Below are 21,850 nucleotides of genomic sequence, written 5' to 3'. Positions count from 1 at the left end.
ACTCGTCCAAGCATTTATAACCGAGCATCATCTCAAGTTAATTTAGTCGTAATAAGTTGGCCTGCCTCATTAATTGTTACTTTCCATTTCGCTCCACTAACAGTCTTCATAATGATACCTTTACTTGCTTCTATTTCAATATCTCCAAACATTCTTCCGCCTGTTGTTGCTAACCAAGCATTCCCATTTTCCATAGAAGATCTCGCAAATATACGATTAATTCGAAAACGTTTATGGTCTTGAACATAACCCCTCAGTGTAATTCTCGCTTTATATAGTTGACTCGCCTTCATATTCGATATAATTGTGTCGCCTACATTTAATGGAACATCCGATGCAACAACCCAATTTCCAGTTGCACTTAATGCATACTCAATTTTAATTTTCTTCGGGCTCTCTCCCCATCCAAAATACATGCCAAAACAATTCAACATTTGGATTGGATTTTTCGTAAAATCTAATTCAATCACAACTGGATTACTATCCGGAACATCGATATAGTTTACACTTTGTTCATCTATTAAATTAAAACAATTTGCAAGATTCCCCCCGTAAGGTAATTTCCCACTTACTTGCTTAACAGTATACTTCTGCTGAGCATTTACTAATATATCATCTTGGTTCCCTATTAAATGTGGTTTATTTAACGTAATCGGCAACTGAATCCGAAGAGATTCTTCATAGGTAGACTTACAAACATTGTATTGTCCTTTATCTACAATAGTTGTGGAAAGTAAATTCGAAAAAAGGTAGTTACGATGCGAATTAGAAGAAAATTCAATGACAATCTGTTCGCTACTCATCCGGTACGTATCCCAGATCATACAATCAAATGTATTATAAGCGCCCGTACAACGAATTACTTTTTTCGTTTGCTGTCTACATTGTACTTGAATATCATGAAATGTATTACCTGAACTTTCATTTGGCAAATCACTATTTCCATCTACTTCTATCCCATACTGACATCCATCAATAAATATAGATTGAAATACATTTGCATTAATCCAGCAAGGGGTATTTATATCATCTATAAATTCTGTCTTTAAATGTATTGCAGTTTGAAAGTTTTTAATTTGAATAAAGTTGACTTGAAAAAAACTAATATAGTCCCATGCTTTTTGACAATAAAAGTGTATAGCCTTTCCTTTATATGACGACGTTGCATTTATTATATTTATATTTGATATAAGAGAGTGATTAGGAACTTCTATTTGTTGTGAACCGGAAACATAAATAACTGCAGATTGAAACAGTGGATTTATAACTTGAACTGTACCACCTGTTATAGACGCATTTTGTTGCAATTCGAACGCATTAAAATCTCCATCGATTTGTAGTGTTACAGTAGGATCTAGCTCTAACCTTACATTTGATTTAACAACAACCGGCTTTACAATTTTGTACGTATTTACCCCTGTAATTCTAACCGTCGAAATTCGATTCGCTACACAATAATTTATAGCTTGCTGAATTGCTAATGAACTATCATTTCCCGAGTTTGGAACTGCTCCAAAACAATCAATATGAACGCTATTTTCTGGTGCACAATCTTCTTGGGAAGAAATATATTCTGACAAAATAAATTCACTCCTCATATTACCTTTTTCATATAATATGTGAGTTTTATCTTAAAAGTTTCTATAATAAAAAAAACAAACGACTTCTACAGTCATTTGTTTAATTCATATAAATCTTTCGTTTCTTCTATCATTTTCGTTAACGAGAAATATCTCTCTGCTTTCTCTCGTGCTTTCAGTCTAATACCATTCACCTTTTCTTCATTCTCTTTTAGTTCCTCAAGCGCACTTACAAATCCTGATTCGCAATATTCAGATATCAAAACACCTGATTCTCCATCTATTACTGCTTCATTTATTCCGCCGACATCTATTGAAATAATTGGTGTTCCTGTGGCCATCGCTTCAATTACCACCATCGGAAACACTTCACGAAAAGATAATAAAAGTAGGGCATCCATATTCCCTATAAATCTATGTGGTTCCGAAATATTCCCTAACATCTTTACATTTTGCTGCAATCCATACTTTTCTATTTCTTTCATAATAGACTCTTTCTCTGGTCCATCACCAGCAATATAAAACTTAAAATCATCTCTCTTTCTCAATACATTTGCAATTTTTACAAATAGTTGATGGTTTTTTTCTTTGGATAATCTGGCTAATATCCCTACATGATAAGTAGATTCTGTCTTTTTCTGCCGAAATAAAAACTTTTCAATATCCACACCATTATAAATCGTCTTTATTTTTTCTGCAGCTACATGCATTGAAATTAAATTATTTTTTTCAAACTCACTTACTGTAATAATATTGTTCACATATTTATTCATGAAATAACGAAAAAGAATTGGCATTTTCTTTTCTAATATCGTTACATTATGTTTCGTATACACGACTTTTATCTTTTTTTTCATAGACTTTTGAAGTAGAAATGAATATAAAACCATTCGTAAACTATTTGCATGAATAATTTCTATCTTTCGATCACAAATTTCTCTTCGCAAGTAATAAATATTTCTCAAATGATTCCATCGACTAAGCAACATGAAATTTTCTTTTCTAGTAAGAGATTCATATAGTTCTCCATCACCTGCAGCTGTATAAACTGTAAAGTTCTCATCACGCAAATTGCTTTCCAATTTACAGAAATAACTTTCAGCTCCTCCAGTTATCAATTTGTCTGTCATCAACAATATATTCATAATTGCGTCTTCCCAACTACATTGATTTTATTTTTTCTATAGGCATGAAAAGCATACTTACTAAAATAGTAAAAAATTTGCACTGCATTCAATCGTTTTTGTTCCTTTAATAATTTCCAATACCGAAAAGCCGCTCTCATTTTATTTCTCGAAACAGAATTCTCTACAATTCTATACTTCGCTAACACTTGCTGTATTCCTTTCGCTTCATGCCCTTCATGTAATAAGTTTAGCCATAGTGCTGTATCTTCCGGCTGTACATTAGGCATTTCAATATGCGAAATTTTTTCCCGATCAATCATTACTGTTAAACAACCGATAATTGTATTTCCTGCCAAACGATGATAGTCAACAAATTTTGGTACATTCACTTCTCGATTTAGTCCGTTACCGTTTTCATCAATTAAACTATACGATGTATATGAAAAGGCCGCATTCATTTCTTCCATAAATAACAATTGCGTCTTCAATTTATTTGGCAACCATATATCATCGCTATCTAAAAAAGCAATATATCTTCCTCTCGCCTCTTCAATCGCTAAATTCCGAGCTTTCGCAGCACCAACATTTTCTTTTAACGATATTAGCCTAATACGCGAGTCCCCTTCTATTATCTCTTTAATTTTTGCAGCAGATTGGTCAGTTGAAGCGTCATCAACGATAATCATTTCCCAATTTTCATATGATTGATTTTGTACTGATAAAATCGTCTCACCTATAAATCGTATACTATTATAAGAAGGTGTTATTACAGAAACATGAGGCGCCTTATTATGTGCTGATAGACATTTTACCATCTACCTTTCCCCTTCCTTCATATATTGAAATGTACTTCACAACCATTGCTAAAAATAAAAAGAACGCTTCGTTAATAATGAGTGACAATGACATCATCTGAAATAAAAATGCAATCATAGTCAATAAAAGATACGGTTTTTCACGAAACAGAGTATACTGCGTTAATTTAAACATTAATATGCATAAAAAAGCGCTATATAAAAGAAAACCAATTGTACCCGATTCAGACAAAATTTCTAAAAATGTATTGTGCACATATAATTTTTCATTAAATTGAAACTCATAATAATTCGAAAAATTAAACGCACCAATTCCGATATATGGATTGGATATATAATATTTAAAAGCAGCTTCCCATAATATAAATCTTCCACTTCCATTATCATGCGAAAAATCAGAAATTCGTTTATTCAATATATCATCCAATTGGCCACCCATTACACTATTCGATAAACTGAAGATCACTACACCAAACAATAGTAAACTCATTATTATTTTTATTTTTTTTGCAAAACTAGATGTACATACATATACAAAAACGACGAGCACAAGTGCTAATATCCCTCCCCTTGAGAAAGTTAATAAACTTGTCGTAACACATAAAATCAATCCTAAAATGTTCGTCATATTATGTAGGTTTGTCATATAATACATAAAAAATATTGTATTATAAAAAATAAAAATGTTAGGATCATCTAGCAAACCAATTAATCTTGGGTACCCTCTATCAACTAATAGTCCGGCAAAAATTTCTCTTTCTTCTCCACCGTACAATCCAAAGTGCTGTAAACCGACTATATACAGTATTAGACTTACAATATTAAATAGAATTCCTACATAGACAATAGATGATTCAAGTGTTGCTATTTCAACATTTCCTACTAAATTTCTCATTATAAAATAACAACCTAAAACAAGTAGCACACCAAAAATCATACGAATACTAGCATGTAAATATATAGAAAGAATTCCACTGAAACAATAGATGAAATAAAATAGTAAAAATACAACTTCGTGAAAATATAGCTTTTGAATACGAAAGTTTTTAACTGTTGCACAAAAATATATGACTAAAAAAATCATATATATCTTCAGCGAAAATCCAATATATATGTTGTATTTACTTAACATGACAAATAATATTAAGAGCATGATCCATTTCATCGATATTTTCATATTATTTTCCATAGGCTATATCCCCTGTTTCGTAATATAATCCTTTTTGCGTGTTTTTCTTATAAACGAAAGAAGAAGTTTTTTTAGCTCATAATCATATAGGAATATACCAACTACTACGATTAACGTATTCAGAACGAGCGCAATGAAATGATATGTATGCAACATATATTGCACCCCAATAAAAGTTACGCCAAAATAAATCGTATAAGGTATGACAATTTGAAATACAATTTCCCCCTTCACTACACTTACTGCTATATACCCAACTAAAGCTACAATTTCAAATAAAACCATAGCATAAGCAGCTCCTATCACCCCACCAATACTACTAAAGCTATAAAGCATAATCCCACCTATCACTAATGCTATACATTGCACAACTGTTCTTTTATTTTGACATCCACTCGTTGTTAAGCCGTCAGCTATAGCAATATTTAAACTTTGCAGCACAATGAGAAATGATAATATTTGGAGTGGCTCTACTGTATTTCTCCATTCCTCATGAAAAAATATAGAAATAAAGTATGGAGCTAAATAATATAAACCTATTGTCATACATATTCCCACGATCGCCATTAATTTTATTTGAAGTAAGTTTAATTTCGTATGCTCTTCTAATTTATTCTGATTATAATGCTTAAAGAGCACTGGATAAAACGCCCCTGCAATCACCCCTGGTACTTGATATAAAGCTGCTGGCATCCGATAAGCCACCGCGAAAACACCTACCATACTTAATGGCAATGTATAGTTAAGTAAGATAGGTGCTAATTGTGGCGTACTCATTATTAAAAAACCACTAATAATAAAAGGTGTCACTTGCCAAAACAACGCTTTATGAATTACAACTTTCATATTCACATTCGTCTTTCTTTTCATTACATATATGCTGCATATACCACCAATCATATAACCAAATCCATATAAACGCGCAGTTATATAAACTGGTAACTCTCCGAAAATACAAAAACATGTAATGATAATGACAACTGCCGCTGATACAACTTTAATAAGTGCTATATACTTCATACGCTCCGTTAGCTGAAAGTAGGCAATCCCTATATTTTGCCAAGTTAATCCTATTAACATGAAAAACATTACGTTTATCATCATATAAATCAAATTTCTATCCGCATACATATAATGAATAGCAATATAGCCGATTATAGAAATAAAAATAAGTAGAATCATCCTTACCTTTATATACGACGATAAAATCATCTCTAAGTCTATTCCATCTTTTGCCCCTTCTCGAAGAAACGTATTCGTTAGTCCTAAATCTGTAAAAAATAACATAAAAAACGTCACTGCTATAGCAACACTAAACATCCCATAATTTTGTGCATTAAAAAAATTTGCTAAAGCAATTAAACTCACAGCCTGAAGAAGGTTAGCTAAAATTGTGCTATAAAATAGATGGATAATATTATTTAAAACAGATCTACCCATACCTGTTCTCCTTTGCAAGCAACCTACTTACATATATTTATCTTGCACCATTACGGTTCAATACAATTAAAACAGTTTTACATAAAATACGAATATCCATCCTGATCGTTTTCATTTCAATATACTCCATGTCCAACTTCAATTTTTCTTTTGCATCAAGATTATACCCTCCATTTATTTGTGCCCATCCTGTTAACCCTGGTTTCACGATTAAGCGGTCTTTGAATTCTGGAATATACGTATCAAATTGTTTATAAAAATACTCTCTCTCTGGCCTAGGTCCAACAAAAGACATATCGCCTTTTAAAATATTGAAAAGTTGCGGCAATTCATCAATTCTCGTTTTTCTTATAAATGACCCAACTTTAGTAATTCTTGGATCATTTTCATCTGCCCACTGTGGTCCATTTATTTCAGCATCTGTTACCATCGACCTTAATTTAAATACATTAAATCTCTTCCCATTCATGCCTAAACGTTCTTGAAAATAAATTGGAGCTCCTGCTGTTTCGAAAAGAATTATAATACAAAAAAACAACATAATTGGCAGCGTAACTAGTAACAATATGAGTGAAAATATAATATCAAACAAGCGCTTTATACTTCGATTCAAAATACTGGTCTTTTCTTGGGCCGGAATCGTATACAACTTGGCTTGATTTGTTTCACGAATCATAAATCGTTACCCCCACATTCAAGAATATAAAACTATACCTATTAATTCACATTCTTTCTTCTTTATATTTGCTATCACTTTTTGCACAGTACGTAGGGAATCTTTTCTCTTTTTAACTGCTAAGACCACTCCATCGCATTTCCCTGCAATCATGTGCGTAGCAGGAAGCTCAAATACTTCAGAGGAATACAAGAAAATGTAATCAAAATCTTCCTTCCATTTTGCAATTACATCATCAAATTCATCTGTAGCAACTAAAGGTGTACCGGTGTGTACTGTTTTTTTTGCAGGAATACAATATAAGTATTTAGATAAGTTACTAGAGAAAGTTTCATAACTACAGGAGGGATCGCTTATTATATCATTCACTGTTTTCGTATGGTTGCTTTGTAATAATAGATGTAGCTTAGGATCGGAAAAATTCACATCGATAAGTAACACCTTTTTTTTCATTTCTGCAAATACTAGCCCTATATTGACTATAAACGAGGCAACAACGCCTCTATCCTTCGTTGAACTAATTGTGAACACTTGTTTCCCCGATTTTTTTAACTCGTGATACAGCGTATAAAACTGCTCTTTCATTAAAGTATCATGCGGGTCAAATGGAAGCCGTTTCTTTGTCTTAAACATCGACATGTTCACCTCGATATATAGATGATTGCGGATCAACTTCTGTAGATTTCTTTTTTCTTTTCGGTTTCATATTTATGTAACCAATAACAGGGATTGTTGTTATTTTCTCCAAATCTTGTTCGACGTATATACGCTCATCAAAATAATCTCGAAATACAGCTAAACCTACCCCAACAAAAAAACTAACAAGTAAAGAAATAGGGATAATAAGTTGAAATTTCGGAAACAGTTTTTCAGCTTTTTCCTGTAACTCAGGGTCAGTTAATATTTTTACTCCCTGTACATTCGTATACTGCTGAAAGCTTTTTTGAGATTGTTCTGCCAGTGACTTTACAATTTCTTTTACAATTTGAGGATCCGAATCTTTTACTGTAACAGTAACAATTTGTGAATTGTCCATATTCACTACTGAAATCTTTTGAGCTAATTCGTAACTTGATTGCTCTAATTTCAAAGTTTTTTTGACGGTTGAAATAATAAGTGGACTTTTTAAAATATCAACATACGAAGTTACGAGTTGCTTATTTTCCTGTGTTTTATTTGCTGAATTTTCCTTATTAAACTCATCTAAATTCCCAACGAGAATTTGTGTTGAATATTGATATGAAGGCTTTAATACGTACATAGAGATAAGAATTAGAGAAACAGTTAAACAGCACATCGTCAAAATAATTGTTACTATCCTTCTTTTCAATAACTGTTGAAAATCCTTCATACTAATTTCTTGCTTCAATTATTTCACCGCCTTTGTCTGATTCATATTCTGCACATCATTCTTTACAGATAACTCTTTCTTCTTTCTATTCGCTTGCTTTGTTACATACTTTCCGACTCTGAATGCAAATTTTTCTACAAATATATACGAAAGCATTGCAAGTATAAATGAAAAAACGAGTGAAAAAATTAAAATGATAGGCAACGGCAATATTTCATGAAGCATGTATATAAGGGAAAATAACGATATGATATGGTATAAATAAAGACTGTAAGAAATCTTCCCCAAATATAACAAGTATTTATTACGCAGCAACGATGACAAAGTTGATACTGCTAAACTTAATATGACAAATAAACATGCACTTATCGCTACTACGTAGTCTCGCAATATAAAATTATTGAGCACTTTAATTTCTCCGATAAGCCCTTCATACATATAAAGTAAAATCGCTAATAAAAACCATGCAATTTTCTCATTTTTAGTACGATTACTATAAAAAACTATTACATTATTTTTATACTTCGCAACTAGTGCCCCTAGTAAAAACAGTACTGTGTAATGCAGGGTTAATGCATAGCTTGTTAATGTTAAACTTGAATGAAATAACAATAGAATCACGACAGAACATATACTAAAACTAAACAATGTCAATAACGAATCCCTCAACGTTTTTCGTAAACAAACCATCAAAACTAACGGGAAAATTATTGATATTCGCATTTCATGAACAAGTGACCAAATTACGCCGTTATATGCATCTGTATTATATTTCCCAACCAATAATATATGCTGCACGATTAGGCTTAAAGAACTTTCAAGCGTCCATGAGCGATTAAACCATTCACTTAAATCAGAAATTCCATATTTACTCATTGTAGTTTGGCATAAAATAGCTATCAGTATTGCTACGATATATGGAATATAAATTCTGCATATACGCTTTAAAAGGAAGGACCTATAACTATCGTAGTTGTTTTGAATGGATCTATACAAAACAAATCCACTCAAAACAAAAAAGATAATAACAGATTCGTTACCACTACTAAAAATTAGACGAGCAGGTGTTTCTTTTAATAGATACATAACAAATGGTTTATTATCTTCATAACTGTAATTTTGAAATACTGAAAAAATCATTAAATGATGACCAATCATTACTACCAATGAGGAAATTCCTCGAATTGAATCCAGTTCTTCATACCTATCCATCGTTTTATATCAACTCCTAATGAAATGATAATAATCATTTCAAAGCGACACCATTATTCATATTCCTCTCCTTTCTTTTCATTCCAATTTTTCATATTAAAATGATTTATAGCGTAATTTTGAATGTATTGTAACATTTTTTGCAATATTATGAATAGTTAATCTTTTTAATTGATATATACCAATTTCAACCTCGAAAAATGAAAAAAATTGGTAGAAAAACACTATGAAAATATGTTGTATATTTACAAAAATTAAAGAAGAGAATATAGTTATTTCAATATAAAACAAAAAAAGATAGCCTTTATCGGCTATCTTTTTTTACCTTATTTAGTTGCTAGAGCCACTATATGTGACATGTCGTTTCTCAATTCGTTCCTCAATTTCTTTCATATTTTCTTTATTATTTAATAGTGATTGTTTATTTTCAATTAATAGTTGTTTAAAAGATTTTCTCACTTTTTTTCTCATTTTTTATTGTCCTCCTTGGGGGATGGTTTATATAAAGTGAAACTTTAATCAGTGGGGGTTTTCTTCATCCCCCACTGATTATTAGTTGAACCAATCGGACTTTTATGGGCAGTTGATCCCCCACCTAACTTCTTTGCTTTCGCTGAATTTTGAAGTGGGGGGTCTTACTGCCCATTAAAGTGGGATAAAAGATAAAGAATTATCTGGTTGTTCTTATAATAATTGATTGTTGTGAATTCCATTTGAACTTCATATGAAAATTACATTTATTTTCTGACAACTTTGTGAACACGAAAAAAGAGCTCCTTCTAAAGCAGTTTTCTAATCGCTTTATTTCATTACATAATTCGCCATTTACGCCATCTTATATCAATTACCTTGTCGAAATATTTATATATATTTCTAGCGCAGTTTCATATACTTTCTCTAACTTACATACTGTGTTCCAAAATAAAAAAGAAGGTGCCACCTAGTCAAAGTTCGACTCATGCAACATCCTTCTTTCTAAACTATTTACAGCATATTGATTAATATTTCAGGTCTTCCCCAATTCATTTCTTCACAAACGAATCGTAATTTTTCTTCATCTATTGTGTGTAATCCTTCTTCTAGTGAACATGAAATAGGAACTTCACAATGAATTTGCGCTAATTGTAATGAAATATTTAAATTCTCTAAATCACTTTCAATCTTCGTACGTTGCGCTTTCGTTAATGCTGCCACATTTTCTAGTACAGTTGCTACTGTACCATGTTCTTGAATAAGCTTATACGCTGTTTTTTCACCGATACCTTTTACACCTGGGTAATTATCGCTCGTATCTCCCATGAAAGCTTTCGCATGCACGATTTGCCACGGTTCTACACCTTTTTCTTCCATAATTTTCTCCGGTGTGTAATACTCGTAATTTCCAATTCCTTTGCGCAGAAGCATAACTGTAACGTTCTTATCAACAAGTTGAAGTAAATCCGTATCACCTGTTAAAATATAAACTTCCGCTTCATTGCAGTATTGTTTTGCTAGTGTACCGATACAATCATCCGCTTCATACCCTTTCATGCCGATAACTGGAACAGATAATTTCGCAGTCATTTCTTGCACTAGATCAAATTGCGGAATTAATTCTTCAGGTGGCGCTGCACGATTCGCTTTATAATTTGAGAACGACTCTGTTCTAAATGTTGTACTTCCCATATCCCAGCATGTTACGATGTGTGTCGGTTCAATTGCTTGCATTGCCGTTAATAAATGTTTCATATAACCATGAATCCCGTTTGTAGGGGTACCATCTTGTCGTTTCATAAACTGCCCGTAGACACTTGTTGCATAAAAAGCACGAAATAATAGTGCCATACCATCAACTAATAATACTTTTTTCATAATTCCTCTCCTACCAAAAAAAATAATAACCCCACGTCATCACGTAAGGTTATATAAATAGATTACCATTCTACGTTTTTCAACTTTGTCTATTATACATTGTTTTTGTATATTTAGCATCATTTACACATTAAGACGTTTTACTACAACAAGTATGAAGAATCCCTGTATACGTATTTTTCCCAGTTGAAACTACTACAGCTTTTGCATTTCCACTAACAATATACGTCCCTTTGAAACATACATTTTCAAGTTCAAGTGGATTATAGTCTTTCATTCTTTTCAAAGGAATAAATCGTTTGCGTTCAAGATGATAACAACTTTCAAATTTCTCAACACTTGCATCGTTTCCTGTTAGCACAGATTCATTTACTAATAAATCATTTGCATAAATGATACGTACATCTGCTGGTACTGTATCACCTTCTGAAAGGAAAATCATATCTCCTGGAACAAGCTCTTGTACTGGCAAATCCATCATTTTTAATTCACCGTTTAAACCTGTTACACTAGAACATTCTACTCGAGACACAGTAATCTTCTCACATTGTAATCCATCTCTCACATGTTGTTTTGAAAAACCTGGGATCATTCCACCTAGCTTCATCATCACTTCTGCAATACGAGCTCTTTTTGAAGTTAATTCATTTCGGCCGTATACTTGAATACGTTTTTGTGCCTCTTTCATAGACAATCCATCTCTTGTTGTTTTAAAATACGCAAATACAGATTTTACATCTCTCGTTGCGATTTCAATTAATAAATCTTTATTTTTTTGAAGCATCGTTTGTTCTTTCATTGATTTTTTGCTTAATTTATATGACGTGTTACCCACAGTTTTGTTTGCATATAACATATTATCGTCTCCTCCTTTACAACGTAGGAAGAAACGCTTTGTTTCTCAATTTATCCACTTTACGGTGAAAGTGTCTAGCGCCTAAACATACATATAAACGCTACATGATGATAAATATAGAGGGAGGAACAAGTCGTTTCCTGCCTACATCATATATTTTTGATTTGAAGTATATGGGTAACGGAACCGAGTCAGAATTTGACATGCTCCTCACCTCCTCGTTTTATTTTATAGTTTATACTATGAAATTACTCATAGCTTTGTAACAAAAAGACCCTTACTCCGAAAAGAGTAAAGGCCATGACATACACAAATAAACGATTCCTAATACAATTAGAAATCTACGGACCTCTCCCTCGCCGAGTTTTAGCACTGTATAGCATAGGTACATTACCAGCTACGTTAAGAAAAACCTTAATTCGATCATTCCTGTTGACCCATTGGCGTCTCTCGACATTTTTGGGCAGTAGCATTTCTCTATACAGGAGCCTCACCTAACAGAGACTTATTTTTATTACATAGAAAATGTTACTCTTATTTAAAATAGATGTCAACACCTTGAATGGAATCTTTTCCTTATTACAACAACTCCCTCTCATATACATACGATTTCTCTTTCTACGTATCAAATGAATGAAGCACATATTTTAAAATTAGTAAAAATAAAAACCTTACGTTTAAACGTAAAGTTTTTAATAAGTTATACAACCAGCAATTACAATCCCAATTGAAAGCGATAAAAACATAAGAAAAAGACCGACCGCTTGATTATCTTCTTCAAGACTTTTATTTATATTAAAGCGTGGTGTAAGCCACTCAGCTAAATAAAAGACGATAATTTGAGCCAAAATCCCAACCGCTCCCCACGAAACCATATCAAGAAGTGAAATGGAATTAGCTGCTGTTGAATATAAAACAATAGCTAACCCAAGTAATCGTCCTCCAAGTACATAGCTTACTGCCTTATTCCCTTGGGCCATTAACTTAAATTCTTTTACTTTCGTTGTCACTTCCATCAGGAAAAGACCTATGCATAAAAGACCAAGTGTTACTGCTAAATATAATAAAAAATTAATCATATACTTCCTCCTTTTTTATACCTACCGGTAAATAGTACGATTCATTCCCCGTAATTTTTTCACCAGCACGAATACCAATACTACTTGCTTTTCCTGCAATTAAAAACGAACCAAACACATACGACAGTTTCTCCATCCCTTTCTCTGTTTCCAAAGATATGACTGGAAGTTCTGTATACTTTTGAAATATCGGCAGTGACGCTTTATACGTTTGGTGTGCATTTTGAATCATAATATTTTCGTCCTTATCACGAATGGTAATCGTGTCTCCCTCTCTACCAAATGAAGGTTTTTGAACGAAAGAACCTTTTCCTAAAAATAAATCTGGTTCTAAATATGTAGGTAACATATATTCTTTAATCCACTGTTGTTCCTCATTTGTATAAAAGGCCTCTTCTTCTGCTAACCCCCAAATAAGACACTGAACTGATTTTGGCTGAAGTAAAAATGCTGACAAAGGATTGATGATAAAAAGCTTTCCGGCTTTTACAAGTTGCAACAACTCCACACCTACCAAATCTCCTGTTTCAGGATCTTGATCCTCAATTAAATCTTCTATCGGATATGTTTGGCGGTATAAAACATCAATTTGCACTCCATCCCTATCCACTAAAGCATCTTTTGTAATTCTAAGTTCTGACATTGGCACGACTTTATTTTCAACATGGCATAGCTGACTCAAATACATAGTCGTATTCCAATCCTCAATATGTTCATGATGTGCTGTAAAAATAACATTCGGGTTATCTATTCCCTTTGTCGCTTCCATAACGGCTTTTGTAATACCAGAAGATAGTAGTCGTTCTTGATCCGAATTTGGATTATCATAGCCTAGTTTCTCACAAACTTTTCCATTCATTTGAAAGCATTCCATAATAAATGTTGGCGTATCACTATTAAATTCGAGCATTTTAATTTGGTTATCATCTGTTAAAACGAAATCAAACCGCGAAATAACAGATTCAGGATATAATCCTTTCATTCTAATGAACGATAAGCTCGCAGGAGGAAATCCAAGTTCAAGAAGCTGTTCGTCACTTAAATTACGCAAAAGTCTAGCAGTCTTAAAAAATATTTTTCCCATTCGTTCAGTTGCTAACTGTAATTGTTTCATAGTCTCATTTGTTATAGAGAAAACATGAAATAAACTATACTCACATTCATATAGATCCGACCAGAAATCCGGATATTTCGAATAAAACTCTTTTCGCTCTCTTATGTACTGCGACATATTTTAGCCCCCAAATCCTCCCTTTGAACCGCTTCCAATTCCACCTTTAAATTCCGCAGACGATTGATAAGATTTAAACGCAGATGAATTTTTGAAAGTGGATTTATTTTGATAGTATCTCCCGCCATAGAAATAATGCCCACGATATCCTGAACTACTATCATCACACTGCCATACCCCAAGTTCATCATCCCAATCCCAATCTGCACAACTTTTATCATTCGGTTTTGGGGGAAGATCTTGTGCGCAGCCAAATAAGGTGCCAGTCATTAAAGACGTTACGACACCACCTACTAACCATTTCGTTTTTGTCACCTTCGCACTCCCCTTTTTAAATTCTATTCCTATTATATAGGATGGCATGATAAAGTAGAAGAAAAAGGAAGAAGAGTGATGAAATGCGCTTAGAATACCGACTTAATGATGAGACGAAAGGGTATCCAGCTTTATGGAACTATGCAAATATTTCTAATTCTGAAATCATTGCACGCATGACTTGTGAATATTTTATAAAAGATAAAAATACATATGTTGTCACTGCAACCTCAGTAGATCCAGACGGAACAGCAGTTATATATATTCAACAAGAAACTTTCTCTAACGATCCTTCAGATCCTACTTACTTCCACATCGGTTTTGAAATTAGAGAGCTAAAGGATACAAGTTCAAACTTGATTGAAAGTAAAGATGTATGGAACTATGAAGAAATCTTGCCATATCTGCATTCAGATATTATATATATTCAACAAGACGGCAAGCATATGGAGTTTGCTTTAGATTCAAGAGAGATTGATGAAGACAGAAAATGCTATATTTATTACGGAAACTTCACAGGTGAATCAAGATAACATGGATATATGTATACAACAAAAAAACCTTACGTATAAAACGTAAGGTTTTTATATAGCCCCACATATGCCGTTCTCTCTAGATGTCCATAAACCTGCTCTCACAGGTGGATGCTCTCACAAATGTTTGTAACTTCCTTCTTAAAAAGATGACATGTTAGCTACATTTAAATATTGAACTTCCATATTAAACTTATTGGTTTAAGACATGCATAAGCTACGTACACCGTAGGAATTTTATATAATGTTAGTTGAAATAAGACCCCCGCACGTGCCGCTCCTCGTAAATGTCCAAAAACCCGCTACTCGCAGGTGGATGCCCTCACAGTTACCGTACATCTTCCTCCACAAGGAAGGCTTGATGATGGTCGCTAAATATTGAGCTTCCGTATAACTAACATCGGTTTTAGACATAAATAAGTTACGCACACCGCAGGATGTATTATTTACTTGTCGCTATATTATCACATTGTTTCCAATGTGTAAAATACAAAGTTTTTCGAGCAATCTCTTGCTTGTGACCTTATTTTAATACAAATTATTTTTGCATGCAAGTGATTAATCTTCTTCTTTTGCAATTTGATTTTCTGGATAAGAAATCCAATCACTCCAGCTACCTGCATACAATTTAACATTTTGGAATCCAGCTAATTTCAATGCAACGATATTTGGACATGCTGTAACACCAGAACCACAATATACAATTGTTTCCTTATCTTTCGAAAGGTTTTGGAATCGTTCTTGTTGCTGAGCTTCATTCTTAAATTGTCCTGATTGTAGCATTCCATCCTTCCAAAAATAATTTACTGCTGTTGGAATGTGTCCTGCTTTCGGATCAACAAGTTCCTCTACACCAACATAACGTTTTGGCTCTCTAGAATCAATTAACGTAACATCTGCACCTGCATAGATATTCTCTCTCACCGTTTCCATCGTTACAAGCATATGATTTTGTACATTTGCTTTGAATGCTTTTCGTTTAGCAACAGAAATTTCTGTTGTTACCGGTAGTCCATTCTCTTTCCATGCTGGAAATCCACCATCTAATATATATACTTTCTCATGTCCTACATAGTTTAATAACCACCAAAGACGAGAAGCATTTGCACCCGCTTCACTGTCATATGCAATCACTGTCGTATGTTCATCAATACCAGCCCGCGACAGCTTGTCTGCAAACTCCTCAATATTTGGTAACGGGTGGCGACCACCATGTTCTGTTATAGGACTTGATAAATCTACATTCAAATCAAAATATAATGCATGAGGAATATGTTCCTCCTCATACTTTTCTCTACCCCAATTAGGATTCGCTAAATCAAAACGACAATCGATTATACGGACGTTCTCATCTTCTATATGCTCACGTAACCATTCGACTGTAACTAACATCTTTAACGACCTTCTTTCTCTTTCAAACGACTTACATACTCCATAACCATTTCTTTTGTAACATATTTACGCTCTAGTGTAACACCATTTTTTGCAAGAGCATTAATTTGCTTCGTTACAACATTAATGACATCAACCGAAAATTCTTTCCCATTTGACGCAAGAGATACGGCTGCTTCAATAGCTGCTTCACGCTGCGCATCTAATTGTAAACATGCTTTTACACTTTCATTTTGTTTACGAGAATGTGCTGTAATTGCTTTATGTACTTCCATCTTCTCTTCCCCCTAAATAAGTTATACGTTCTGATTTAATTCCATTGCAAGCCGAATCATATCACGGCATACAATCCCATTTTCAATAATCTCTTCTTCATAATGCTTCGAAAAGTAATCAAAATCAATAGAAAAAATACGAAATCCACATTTTTGATAGAAAGCAAGTTGTGAAACACTAGAATTGCCTGTACCAACTTCAAGTTTTGACATACCATATCCTTTAGCAGTTTCTATAGCATGACTTATTAGCTTCTTTCCAATCCCTTTTCCTTGCAAATGCTCTACAACCGCAATATTCATAATTTCCATCGTCTTCGGCCTTGTTTCCAAAATTACATATATACCGATTACATTATCCTCTTGCTTAGCTACGTATGTTAATCCTCTTTGTACATATGCACCAATTTGCTGTTCACTTGGATCAGCAAGTAGTAATAAAGACTTCGGTATAGCTTCTTTTGAAATACGTTCTATTACAACAGTCATAAAAAATTCCCCCTTCTCTATTGTTCTAAACCCTCCTTGTCTACCATAAGTAATAGAAAGGAGGGATTCACCATGGACAACAATGAGAAAAAATGCAACGTCATCTCTATTGATGGAAAGAAGAAGAAGAGCGACACGTATTCCTATCCAAAATTAGTAGTAGAAAATAAAACATATGAATTTTCTTCGTTCGTCTTATGCGGTGAAACACCAGACGGCAGACGACTCGTTCTTACTCATATGATTTCTACCGATGAATTTGCTGGATTTGTCAAATCTTTAGATACGGTACTACAAAAGAAAATCGAACGAATCTTTTTCTCATAACGACTACATCACATACATTTCTTTTTCAATCTCTACTAATTGCTTTTGCAATTGTTCTTTACTTTGTTCATATAGTGATACATCAATCGTTTCAGCCAATGCAAATAATACACTTTCATAATAATTCATCACATCTTGCTGCATCACTTTTTGGAATAAGTTCCATTTCAAATCCCACTCTTGCTTATAATGATGAACAAATAAATCTTTTTCATCAGCTACATAGTTTGATACGAGAGGTTCTAATACAGATTTAGCGTCTTCTTGCATAAAGGCTTTGTCATTCTTTTCAAAAAAGCTTTTCTCGTTTTTAAAGTGTGCCAATGCTTTTTTGAAATCTTTTATTTCAACTGAAGGGAACGGTTCTTTATGTGTAATATCTTTATATTCATATTCCACTGTTCCATTCATAGAAATTGATTCATTTTCTACTTTACAGTTCACCACAATTTCATTCTTTGCACGCTTCATCGCTTCATCTATCCATCTTTCAAGGCGTAATGATGTCGCACGCATTTCTTGTAATAAATCATGCTGAATAAATGCTACTAATTCCATAACACACTGCTGCAACTGCACTTTCACATTTCCATCCGTTCGAAGCGATGCTGGATTAATAAATTCAGTAAACACATCGTTATAGCGTAGGAATAGACGTTGTTGCACGTAATAAAGCAATTCTTTCACTTCATTTTGCATCGCCTGTTCTTCAGCAAGCACACTATATGATGAAATAATATGAAGTAGTTGATCACGCTCTGCTTCATATTTTTTCGTTTGCTTCTCTTTCTCTTCATTCCCCTGCTTTGCACCATTTATCATATTTACTAACAGCTGATCTGCCCCTTGCAATGCACCATATAAAGCATGAACAGATACGAGCATTAAATCTCTCATCATAAAGGATGTAAATGATTCCTCGAACTTAGCAATCCCAGAGTTTTGTAAAATACCGTACTTCTCTTTCTCAATATTTTTTCCTTGTTTCTCTTCAAGCGCACATAAACTTGAAATTGCAAATAAACGTGGATTTCTAATACCGTATTGCAGTAGCTGGTCTGCGATATAACCTTTTACCATTTTAAGTTCTTCTTCAGACTCTGCTAAATCGGCCGCATTAATTAAGAAGAACATTTTATCAAGAGCAAAAGTATCCTTTACACGACCAAGCTGAATTAAAAATTCACGGTCAGCACGAGAGAACACGTGATTATAATACGTGACAAACAAAATAGCATCTGCGTTTTTAATATACTGGAACGCAACGTCTGTATGGCGGGCGTTAATAGAATCCGCTCCAGGTGTATCTACAAGCGCTACTCCTTGCCTTGTTAATGCACAATCATAATAAAGCTCCATGTACTCAACAAAACAAGATTTTTCTTCATTCGCTACATAATCAGAAAACTCTTCTAATGTAACTTGTACTTTCTCACCTAAATGTGCAGAAACTGTATCATACCCTTTTTGTACTGCTCGTAAAAAGCTAAATGTTGTTTTTTGCTTCCCAGTTGGTGAAGGGTATTTCATAACTTTATCAATCTGTGCTAACGCTTCATCTAACGTAGTAATCTCATAATGAAACAGCTTATAAACAGCTTTCATATCTTCTAATAAGGCTTGCTTTGATTTAAATTGAACCATTACTGTTCCGTGTGGTTTTTCCTCTGTAACTGGCAAAATTTGATTAATCGTTGCCGTCGTCGGATTTGGTGACACTGGAAGTACTTTCTCACCAAGCAATGCATTGGCAAATGATGATTTCCCAGCACTAAAAGCTCCGAATAACGCTACTGTAAATTGTTTCGTTTCCACACGGCGCCTTTTTTCTATTACCTCTTGCTGTACATGTTTTAGCGCTGGCAATGGTTCTAATATCGTTTCAGCTTTCTTCACTTTCTCTAATATCCGCTGAATATTTAAAGCTGCCGTTCCTTTTATCTCTTCCTCACGAGCCGCTACGTTATCATTTACAATTTCCTGCTCTTGTAGTGTGAATTTCTCACTAACAATTTGTTTTTTACTTTGCAATATCTCTTCTATTTGCAACCCTTCTGGTGTAGCAACACGATCATGCCAAACATTTTGTAAATAGCCTTCATATGCCTCCAAATTGTTACTGTATTGCAATTTCGTTTCTTTCGCCGTTTGCAACATCGTATATGTTTCAATCTCTTCTTCAATACGATCAACTGCTTCTTTTACCTTTTGCTTTAAAACGACTGCACTTTTATCAAAAATTTGCTGTGCTTTTATAAAATAACGTTTCTTTAATTCATTCGCTACATCCGCTGTATAAAGAAGTAAGTAATCACCTGTGAAACCTGCACCTTGTTTAATTACTTCTGCTAACATTTCTGGTCCAAAAGCAATTTCTAAATCATATATGTCTTTCCCAATTTCCTCTGTAAACAACCCTTCTTCTTTTAAGAAGGCAACAATAAATTCTTTCACATGAAAATCAAGTTGCGTTTCAACCGTCTTTTGCAAAGCTGAATAAAAAGCATCTAAACGTCTCTGTTTTTCTTGCTCAGTCTTTCCTTTCGCAAATAGCAAACCAACTTTAAATTTTGTTAATTTCGTTTCTAAGTACGCATTTGCCAATTCTCTCATTTCAAACGGCATTAAATACGCGTTATCTAATATAGCTTGTAAGCCTTTTATAAATTCATTTCTCATTTGAGACTCTTTATTAGCCTCGCGATGTTTCATTTCCGTTAGCTCTTCTTTCTTTTCAACTATTTCTGAAATGGAAAGCGGTGATGCTAACTCTTCCTCATATTTCAAAAGAGCTTTTTCATTTTCAGAAAGAATAAACGAGACATGTTCTCCCATTAAATATTCTGTTTCTCGCTCCATTCCAGCTCTTACATACTGCTCTTTTTCTTTCATAATAGAAGTAATTAATGTTTCCAAGTTTCCAATTTCATTATGTGGATGGTTCATCATTCGTAATGATGTATAATAAACTCCATCTACTTCAATATCCCAGTTAGAGAACGATTGTTTTACACTGTCTCTATAATCCTCAAATGATAATTCATTTTCTTTATGTTTATCTATTTGATTGACAACGAGATAAACCGTTTTATTACGTTGTTTCAATTCTTTAACAAATTGTAAATTCACTTCCGATTGGACGTGATTATAATCCATCATATAAAAAATTACGTCTGCTAGATGCAACGTTGATTCTGTCGCTAGTTGATGGGCATCATCTGTTGAATCAATCCCTGGTGTATCAACTAACATAACACCTTCTGGAATTGGCGCATCATTTCGATAAATATGAACACCAATTACCTCATCGCCATCTTTACAAATTTGTTTTAATTCTTCTGCTGAATATGCACCGTCATATTCGTACTGCTCTCCAGATTTAATCGTTACAACAACACGATCAGACCCCTTTTCAATTTTAACGACGTTAGCGCTTGTCGGAATTGGACTTGTCGGTAACAACTGCGCTTTATATAGATGATTCATCATCGTAGATTTCCCTGCTGAGAAGTGACCGCAGAATGCTATCATAAGCTGCTCTCGTTTATATTTTTGAATCACTTCAAACAACTTTAAGCTATTCTCTGCATCGCCGTGTTTTTGCCACTCTTCATAAAAACAAACAAGTTTTTTCATACCGTTTGTCTGTACTATGTTTGTCATCCCCTTGTTCCCCTTTATCCAAGATGTATATACTTTTCCCCGCTATTTGCGAGCTCATAATCAACAGGAGATACATCCTCTCATTGATTACCGTTTCACTTTACTATCATACTAAATTTTCAGCATATTCTCATTAAAAATAAAAAATCCCTTTCATTCTTTTTACAAATGAAAGGGATTTTATGTAATATCACTCATTTTGCTGTTCCTACTCCATTTAAAACATACTTTGCAATAACTGCATATACAGCGACTGTACCTGCTACTAATGCATATACCATACTCGTGCACCAACCTTTTTTGATAATGATTATCACTTTTGAATACATTTTATCATTAAAGAGAATCATTATCAACACTTTTCATAAAGAAAGCCCCTTATAAGAAGGAGCTTTACTGCCTGTTTTGAAGAAGATTAAAACTTGTTGTGCACTCTTATTATATCTCAT

22 protein-coding genes, 2 other RNA genes and 1 riboswitch are annotated in these 21,850 nt (G+C 33.6%); of the genes, 2 read left to right on the top strand and 22 right to left on the bottom strand.

The genetic code is table 11. The features are described from left to right. Window positions 1-32: 32 nt before the first annotated feature. The 15 genes from ACTFSI_RS08240 to ACTFSI_RS08170 all read right to left on the bottom strand — a co-directional run bounded on the left by ACTFSI_RS08240 (window position 33) and on the right by ACTFSI_RS08170 (window position 14,722). On the bottom strand, window positions 33-1,580 hold the full coding sequence (locus tag ACTFSI_RS08240; protein WP_000006051.1) for a hypothetical protein: 1,548 nt from the start codon (window positions 1,578-1,580) through the stop codon (window positions 33-35). 92 nt (window positions 1,581-1,672) lie between these two features. Then, a complete protein-coding gene (locus ACTFSI_RS08235; protein ID WP_001023695.1) occupies window positions 1,673-2,725 on the bottom strand; it encodes a glycosyltransferase family 4 protein in 1,053 nt (350 codons plus the stop codon). Further along, window positions 2,722-3,522 carry a glycosyltransferase family 2 protein gene (locus ACTFSI_RS08230; RefSeq protein ID WP_000237688.1) on the bottom strand — a complete coding sequence of 267 codons (801 nt, stop codon included), beginning with the start codon at window positions 3,520-3,522 and terminating at the stop codon, window positions 2,722-2,724. The genes ACTFSI_RS08235 and ACTFSI_RS08230 overlap by 4 nt, the downstream gene beginning before the upstream one ends. After that, on the bottom strand, window positions 3,497-4,711 hold the full coding sequence (locus ACTFSI_RS08225) for an O-antigen ligase family protein (RefSeq protein ID WP_000429849.1): 1,215 nt from the start codon (window positions 4,709-4,711) through the stop codon (window positions 3,497-3,499). The genes ACTFSI_RS08230 and ACTFSI_RS08225 overlap by 26 nt, the downstream gene beginning before the upstream one ends. 3 nt (window positions 4,712-4,714) lie before the next feature. Then, window positions 4,715-6,151 carry an oligosaccharide flippase family protein gene (locus ACTFSI_RS08220; protein WP_000533790.1) on the bottom strand — a complete coding sequence of 479 codons (1,437 nt, stop codon included), beginning with the start codon at window positions 6,149-6,151 and terminating at the stop codon, window positions 4,715-4,717. Window positions 6,152-6,188: 37 nt separating this feature from the next. After that, a complete protein-coding gene (locus ACTFSI_RS08215; RefSeq protein ID WP_000617657.1) occupies window positions 6,189-6,827 on the bottom strand; it encodes a sugar transferase in 639 nt (212 codons plus the stop codon). Window positions 6,828-6,845: 18 nt separating this feature from the next. Further along, window positions 6,846-7,466, bottom strand: a complete 621-nt coding sequence (locus ACTFSI_RS08210; protein WP_041184092.1) for a CpsD/CapB family tyrosine-protein kinase — start codon at window positions 7,464-7,466, stop codon at window positions 6,846-6,848. Beyond that, window positions 7,453-8,196 carry a YveK family protein gene (locus ACTFSI_RS08205; RefSeq protein ID WP_000806895.1) on the bottom strand — a complete coding sequence of 248 codons (744 nt, stop codon included), beginning with the start codon at window positions 8,194-8,196 and terminating at the stop codon, window positions 7,453-7,455. Before ACTFSI_RS08205 ends, ACTFSI_RS08210 begins: the two co-directional genes overlap by 14 nt. Continuing rightward, a complete protein-coding gene (locus ACTFSI_RS08200) occupies window positions 8,197-9,390 on the bottom strand; it encodes an acyltransferase family protein (RefSeq protein WP_000376426.1) in 1,194 nt (397 codons plus the stop codon). A 330-nt stretch (window positions 9,391-9,720) separates the two neighbouring features. Further along, complete coding sequence (locus ACTFSI_RS08195; protein WP_001228049.1) at window positions 9,721-9,861, bottom strand: FbpB family small basic protein; 141 nt, start codon at window positions 9,859-9,861, stop codon at window positions 9,721-9,723. A 513-nt stretch (window positions 9,862-10,374) separates the two neighbouring features. Next, window positions 10,375-11,241: a 5'-3' exonuclease gene (locus ACTFSI_RS08190; RefSeq protein WP_000757050.1), complete on the bottom strand. Its 867-nt coding sequence runs from the start codon at window positions 11,239-11,241 to the stop codon at window positions 10,375-10,377. A gap of 130 nt (window positions 11,242-11,371) precedes the next feature. Continuing rightward, window positions 11,372-12,097 carry a P-type ATPase gene (locus ACTFSI_RS08185; RefSeq protein ID WP_000964970.1) on the bottom strand — a complete coding sequence of 242 codons (726 nt, stop codon included), beginning with the start codon at window positions 12,095-12,097 and terminating at the stop codon, window positions 11,372-11,374. 343 nt (window positions 12,098-12,440) lie between these two features. Further along, a riboswitch (M-box (ykoK) riboswitch) is annotated at window positions 12,441-12,606 on the bottom strand. Between the two features lie 183 nt (window positions 12,607-12,789). Continuing rightward, on the bottom strand, window positions 12,790-13,176 hold the full coding sequence (locus ACTFSI_RS08180; protein ID WP_000606860.1) for a DUF350 domain-containing protein: 387 nt from the start codon (window positions 13,174-13,176) through the stop codon (window positions 12,790-12,792). Next, a complete protein-coding gene (locus ACTFSI_RS08175; RefSeq protein WP_440045313.1) occupies window positions 13,169-14,407 on the bottom strand; it encodes a glutathionylspermidine synthase family protein in 1,239 nt (412 codons plus the stop codon). The genes ACTFSI_RS08180 and ACTFSI_RS08175 overlap by 8 nt, the downstream gene beginning before the upstream one ends. Window positions 14,408-14,410: 3 nt before the next feature. Then, complete coding sequence (locus tag ACTFSI_RS08170; RefSeq protein ID WP_000169020.1) at window positions 14,411-14,722, bottom strand: hypothetical protein; 312 nt, start codon at window positions 14,720-14,722, stop codon at window positions 14,411-14,413. An 83-nt stretch (window positions 14,723-14,805) separates the two neighbouring features. Between ACTFSI_RS08170 and ACTFSI_RS08165 the strand changes: the two genes are divergently transcribed. Beyond that, the gene (locus tag ACTFSI_RS08165; protein WP_001235515.1) at window positions 14,806-15,255 is read left to right on the top strand and encodes a hypothetical protein; all 450 of its coding nucleotides are present in this window, start codon (window positions 14,806-14,808) and stop codon (window positions 15,253-15,255) included. 54 nt (window positions 15,256-15,309) lie between these two features. Here ACTFSI_RS08165 and ssrS (ACTFSI_RS08160) read toward each other — a convergent pair. From ssrS (ACTFSI_RS08160) to ACTFSI_RS08140, 5 genes are all read right to left on the bottom strand, one after another. Further along, window positions 15,310-15,493, bottom strand: a non-coding RNA gene (gene ssrS / locus ACTFSI_RS08160) — 6S RNA. Window positions 15,494-15,514: 21 nt separating this feature from the next. After that, a non-coding RNA gene (gene ssrS, locus ACTFSI_RS08155) (6S RNA) lies at window positions 15,515-15,697 on the bottom strand. A gap of 116 nt (window positions 15,698-15,813) precedes the next feature. Beyond that, window positions 15,814-16,647 (bottom strand): sulfurtransferase, encoded by an 834-nt coding sequence (locus tag ACTFSI_RS08150; RefSeq protein ID WP_000961783.1) that lies wholly within the window; start codon window positions 16,645-16,647, stop codon window positions 15,814-15,816. 2 nt (window positions 16,648-16,649) lie between these two features. Beyond that, window positions 16,650-16,922, bottom strand: coding sequence for a YpbS family protein (locus tag ACTFSI_RS08145; protein WP_000451811.1), 273 nt, complete (start codon window positions 16,920-16,922; stop codon window positions 16,650-16,652). Between the two features lie 21 nt (window positions 16,923-16,943). Further along, on the bottom strand, window positions 16,944-17,411 hold the full coding sequence (locus ACTFSI_RS08140) for a GNAT family N-acetyltransferase (protein ID WP_044790378.1): 468 nt from the start codon (window positions 17,409-17,411) through the stop codon (window positions 16,944-16,946). A 72-nt stretch (window positions 17,412-17,483) separates the two neighbouring features. Between ACTFSI_RS08140 and ACTFSI_RS08135 the strand changes: the two genes are divergently transcribed. Beyond that, window positions 17,484-17,738, top strand: a complete 255-nt coding sequence (locus ACTFSI_RS08135; RefSeq protein ID WP_000369740.1) for a DUF3931 domain-containing protein — start codon at window positions 17,484-17,486, stop codon at window positions 17,736-17,738. Between the two features lie 3 nt (window positions 17,739-17,741). Here the strand turns inward: ACTFSI_RS08135 and ACTFSI_RS08130 are convergent, their stop codons facing one another. Together ACTFSI_RS08130 and ACTFSI_RS08125 are read right to left on the bottom strand one after the other, a co-directional pair. Next, window positions 17,742-21,401, bottom strand: coding sequence for a dynamin family protein (locus ACTFSI_RS08130; protein ID WP_265153051.1), 3,660 nt, complete (start codon window positions 21,399-21,401; stop codon window positions 17,742-17,744). A 194-nt stretch (window positions 21,402-21,595) separates the two neighbouring features. Beyond that, window positions 21,596-21,751, bottom strand: coding sequence for a hypothetical protein (locus ACTFSI_RS08125; RefSeq protein WP_000600129.1), 156 nt, complete (start codon window positions 21,749-21,751; stop codon window positions 21,596-21,598). Window positions 21,752-21,850 lie beyond the last annotated feature (99 nt).

It is taken from the genome of Bacillus cereus group sp. MYBK101-2 (assembly GCF_051918845.1).
GTDB classification, from domain to species: Bacteria; Bacillota; Bacilli; order Bacillales; family Bacillaceae_G; genus Bacillus_A; species Bacillus_A paranthracis.
The sequence above is the reverse complement of the archived record's forward strand: the minus strand, read 5'-3'. Positions and strand labels throughout refer to the sequence as shown.

Bases quoted from the DNA above. Each gene is read 5' to 3' on its own strand.
- ACTFSI_RS08235 (WP_001023695.1), bottom strand. From the start codon at position 2,725: ATGAATATATTGTTGATGACAGACAAATTGATAACTGGAGGAGCTGAA.
- ACTFSI_RS08230 (WP_000237688.1), bottom strand. From the start codon at position 3,522: ATGGTAAAATGTCTATCAGCACATAATAAGGCGCCTCATGTTTCTGTA.
- ACTFSI_RS08225 (WP_000429849.1), bottom strand. From the start codon at position 4,711: ATGGAAAATAATATGAAAATATCGATGAAATGGATCATGCTCTTAATA.
- ACTFSI_RS08220 (WP_000533790.1), bottom strand. From the start codon at position 6,151: ATGGGTAGATCTGTTTTAAATAATATTATCCATCTATTTTATAGCACA.
- ACTFSI_RS08215 (WP_000617657.1), bottom strand. From the start codon at position 6,827: ATGATTCGTGAAACAAATCAAGCCAAGTTGTATACGATTCCGGCCCAA.
- ACTFSI_RS08210 (WP_041184092.1), bottom strand. From the start codon at position 7,466: ATGTCGATGTTTAAGACAAAGAAACGGCTTCCATTTGACCCGCATGAT.
- ACTFSI_RS08200 (WP_000376426.1), bottom strand. From the start codon at position 9,390: ATGGATAGGTATGAAGAACTGGATTCAATTCGAGGAATTTCCTCATTG.
- ACTFSI_RS08195 (WP_001228049.1), bottom strand. From the start codon at position 9,861: ATGAGAAAAAAAGTGAGAAAATCTTTTAAACAACTATTAATTGAAAAT.
- ACTFSI_RS08190 (WP_000757050.1), bottom strand. From the start codon at position 11,241: ATGAAAAAAGTATTATTAGTTGATGGTATGGCACTATTATTTCGTGCT.
- ACTFSI_RS08185 (WP_000964970.1), bottom strand. From the start codon at position 12,097: ATGTTATATGCAAACAAAACTGTGGGTAACACGTCATATAAATTAAGC.
- ACTFSI_RS08180 (WP_000606860.1), bottom strand. From the start codon at position 13,176: ATGATTAATTTTTTATTATATTTAGCAGTAACACTTGGTCTTTTATGC.
- ACTFSI_RS08175 (WP_440045313.1), bottom strand. From the start codon at position 14,407: ATGTCGCAGTACATAAGAGAGCGAAAAGAGTTTTATTCGAAATATCCG.
- ACTFSI_RS08165 (WP_001235515.1), top strand. From the start codon at position 14,806: ATGCGCTTAGAATACCGACTTAATGATGAGACGAAAGGGTATCCAGCT.
- ACTFSI_RS08150 (WP_000961783.1), bottom strand. From the start codon at position 16,647: ATGTTAGTTACAGTCGAATGGTTACGTGAGCATATAGAAGATGAGAAC.
- ACTFSI_RS08145 (WP_000451811.1), bottom strand. From the start codon at position 16,922: ATGGAAGTACATAAAGCAATTACAGCACATTCTCGTAAACAAAATGAA.
- ACTFSI_RS08140 (WP_044790378.1), bottom strand. From the start codon at position 17,411: ATGACTGTTGTAATAGAACGTATTTCAAAAGAAGCTATACCGAAGTCT.
- ACTFSI_RS08135 (WP_000369740.1), top strand. From the start codon at position 17,484: ATGGACAACAATGAGAAAAAATGCAACGTCATCTCTATTGATGGAAAG.
- ACTFSI_RS08130 (WP_265153051.1), bottom strand. From the start codon at position 21,401: ATGACAAACATAGTACAGACAAACGGTATGAAAAAACTTGTTTGTTTT.
- ACTFSI_RS08125 (WP_000600129.1), bottom strand. From the start codon at position 21,751: ATGATTCTCTTTAATGATAAAATGTATTCAAAAGTGATAATCATTATC.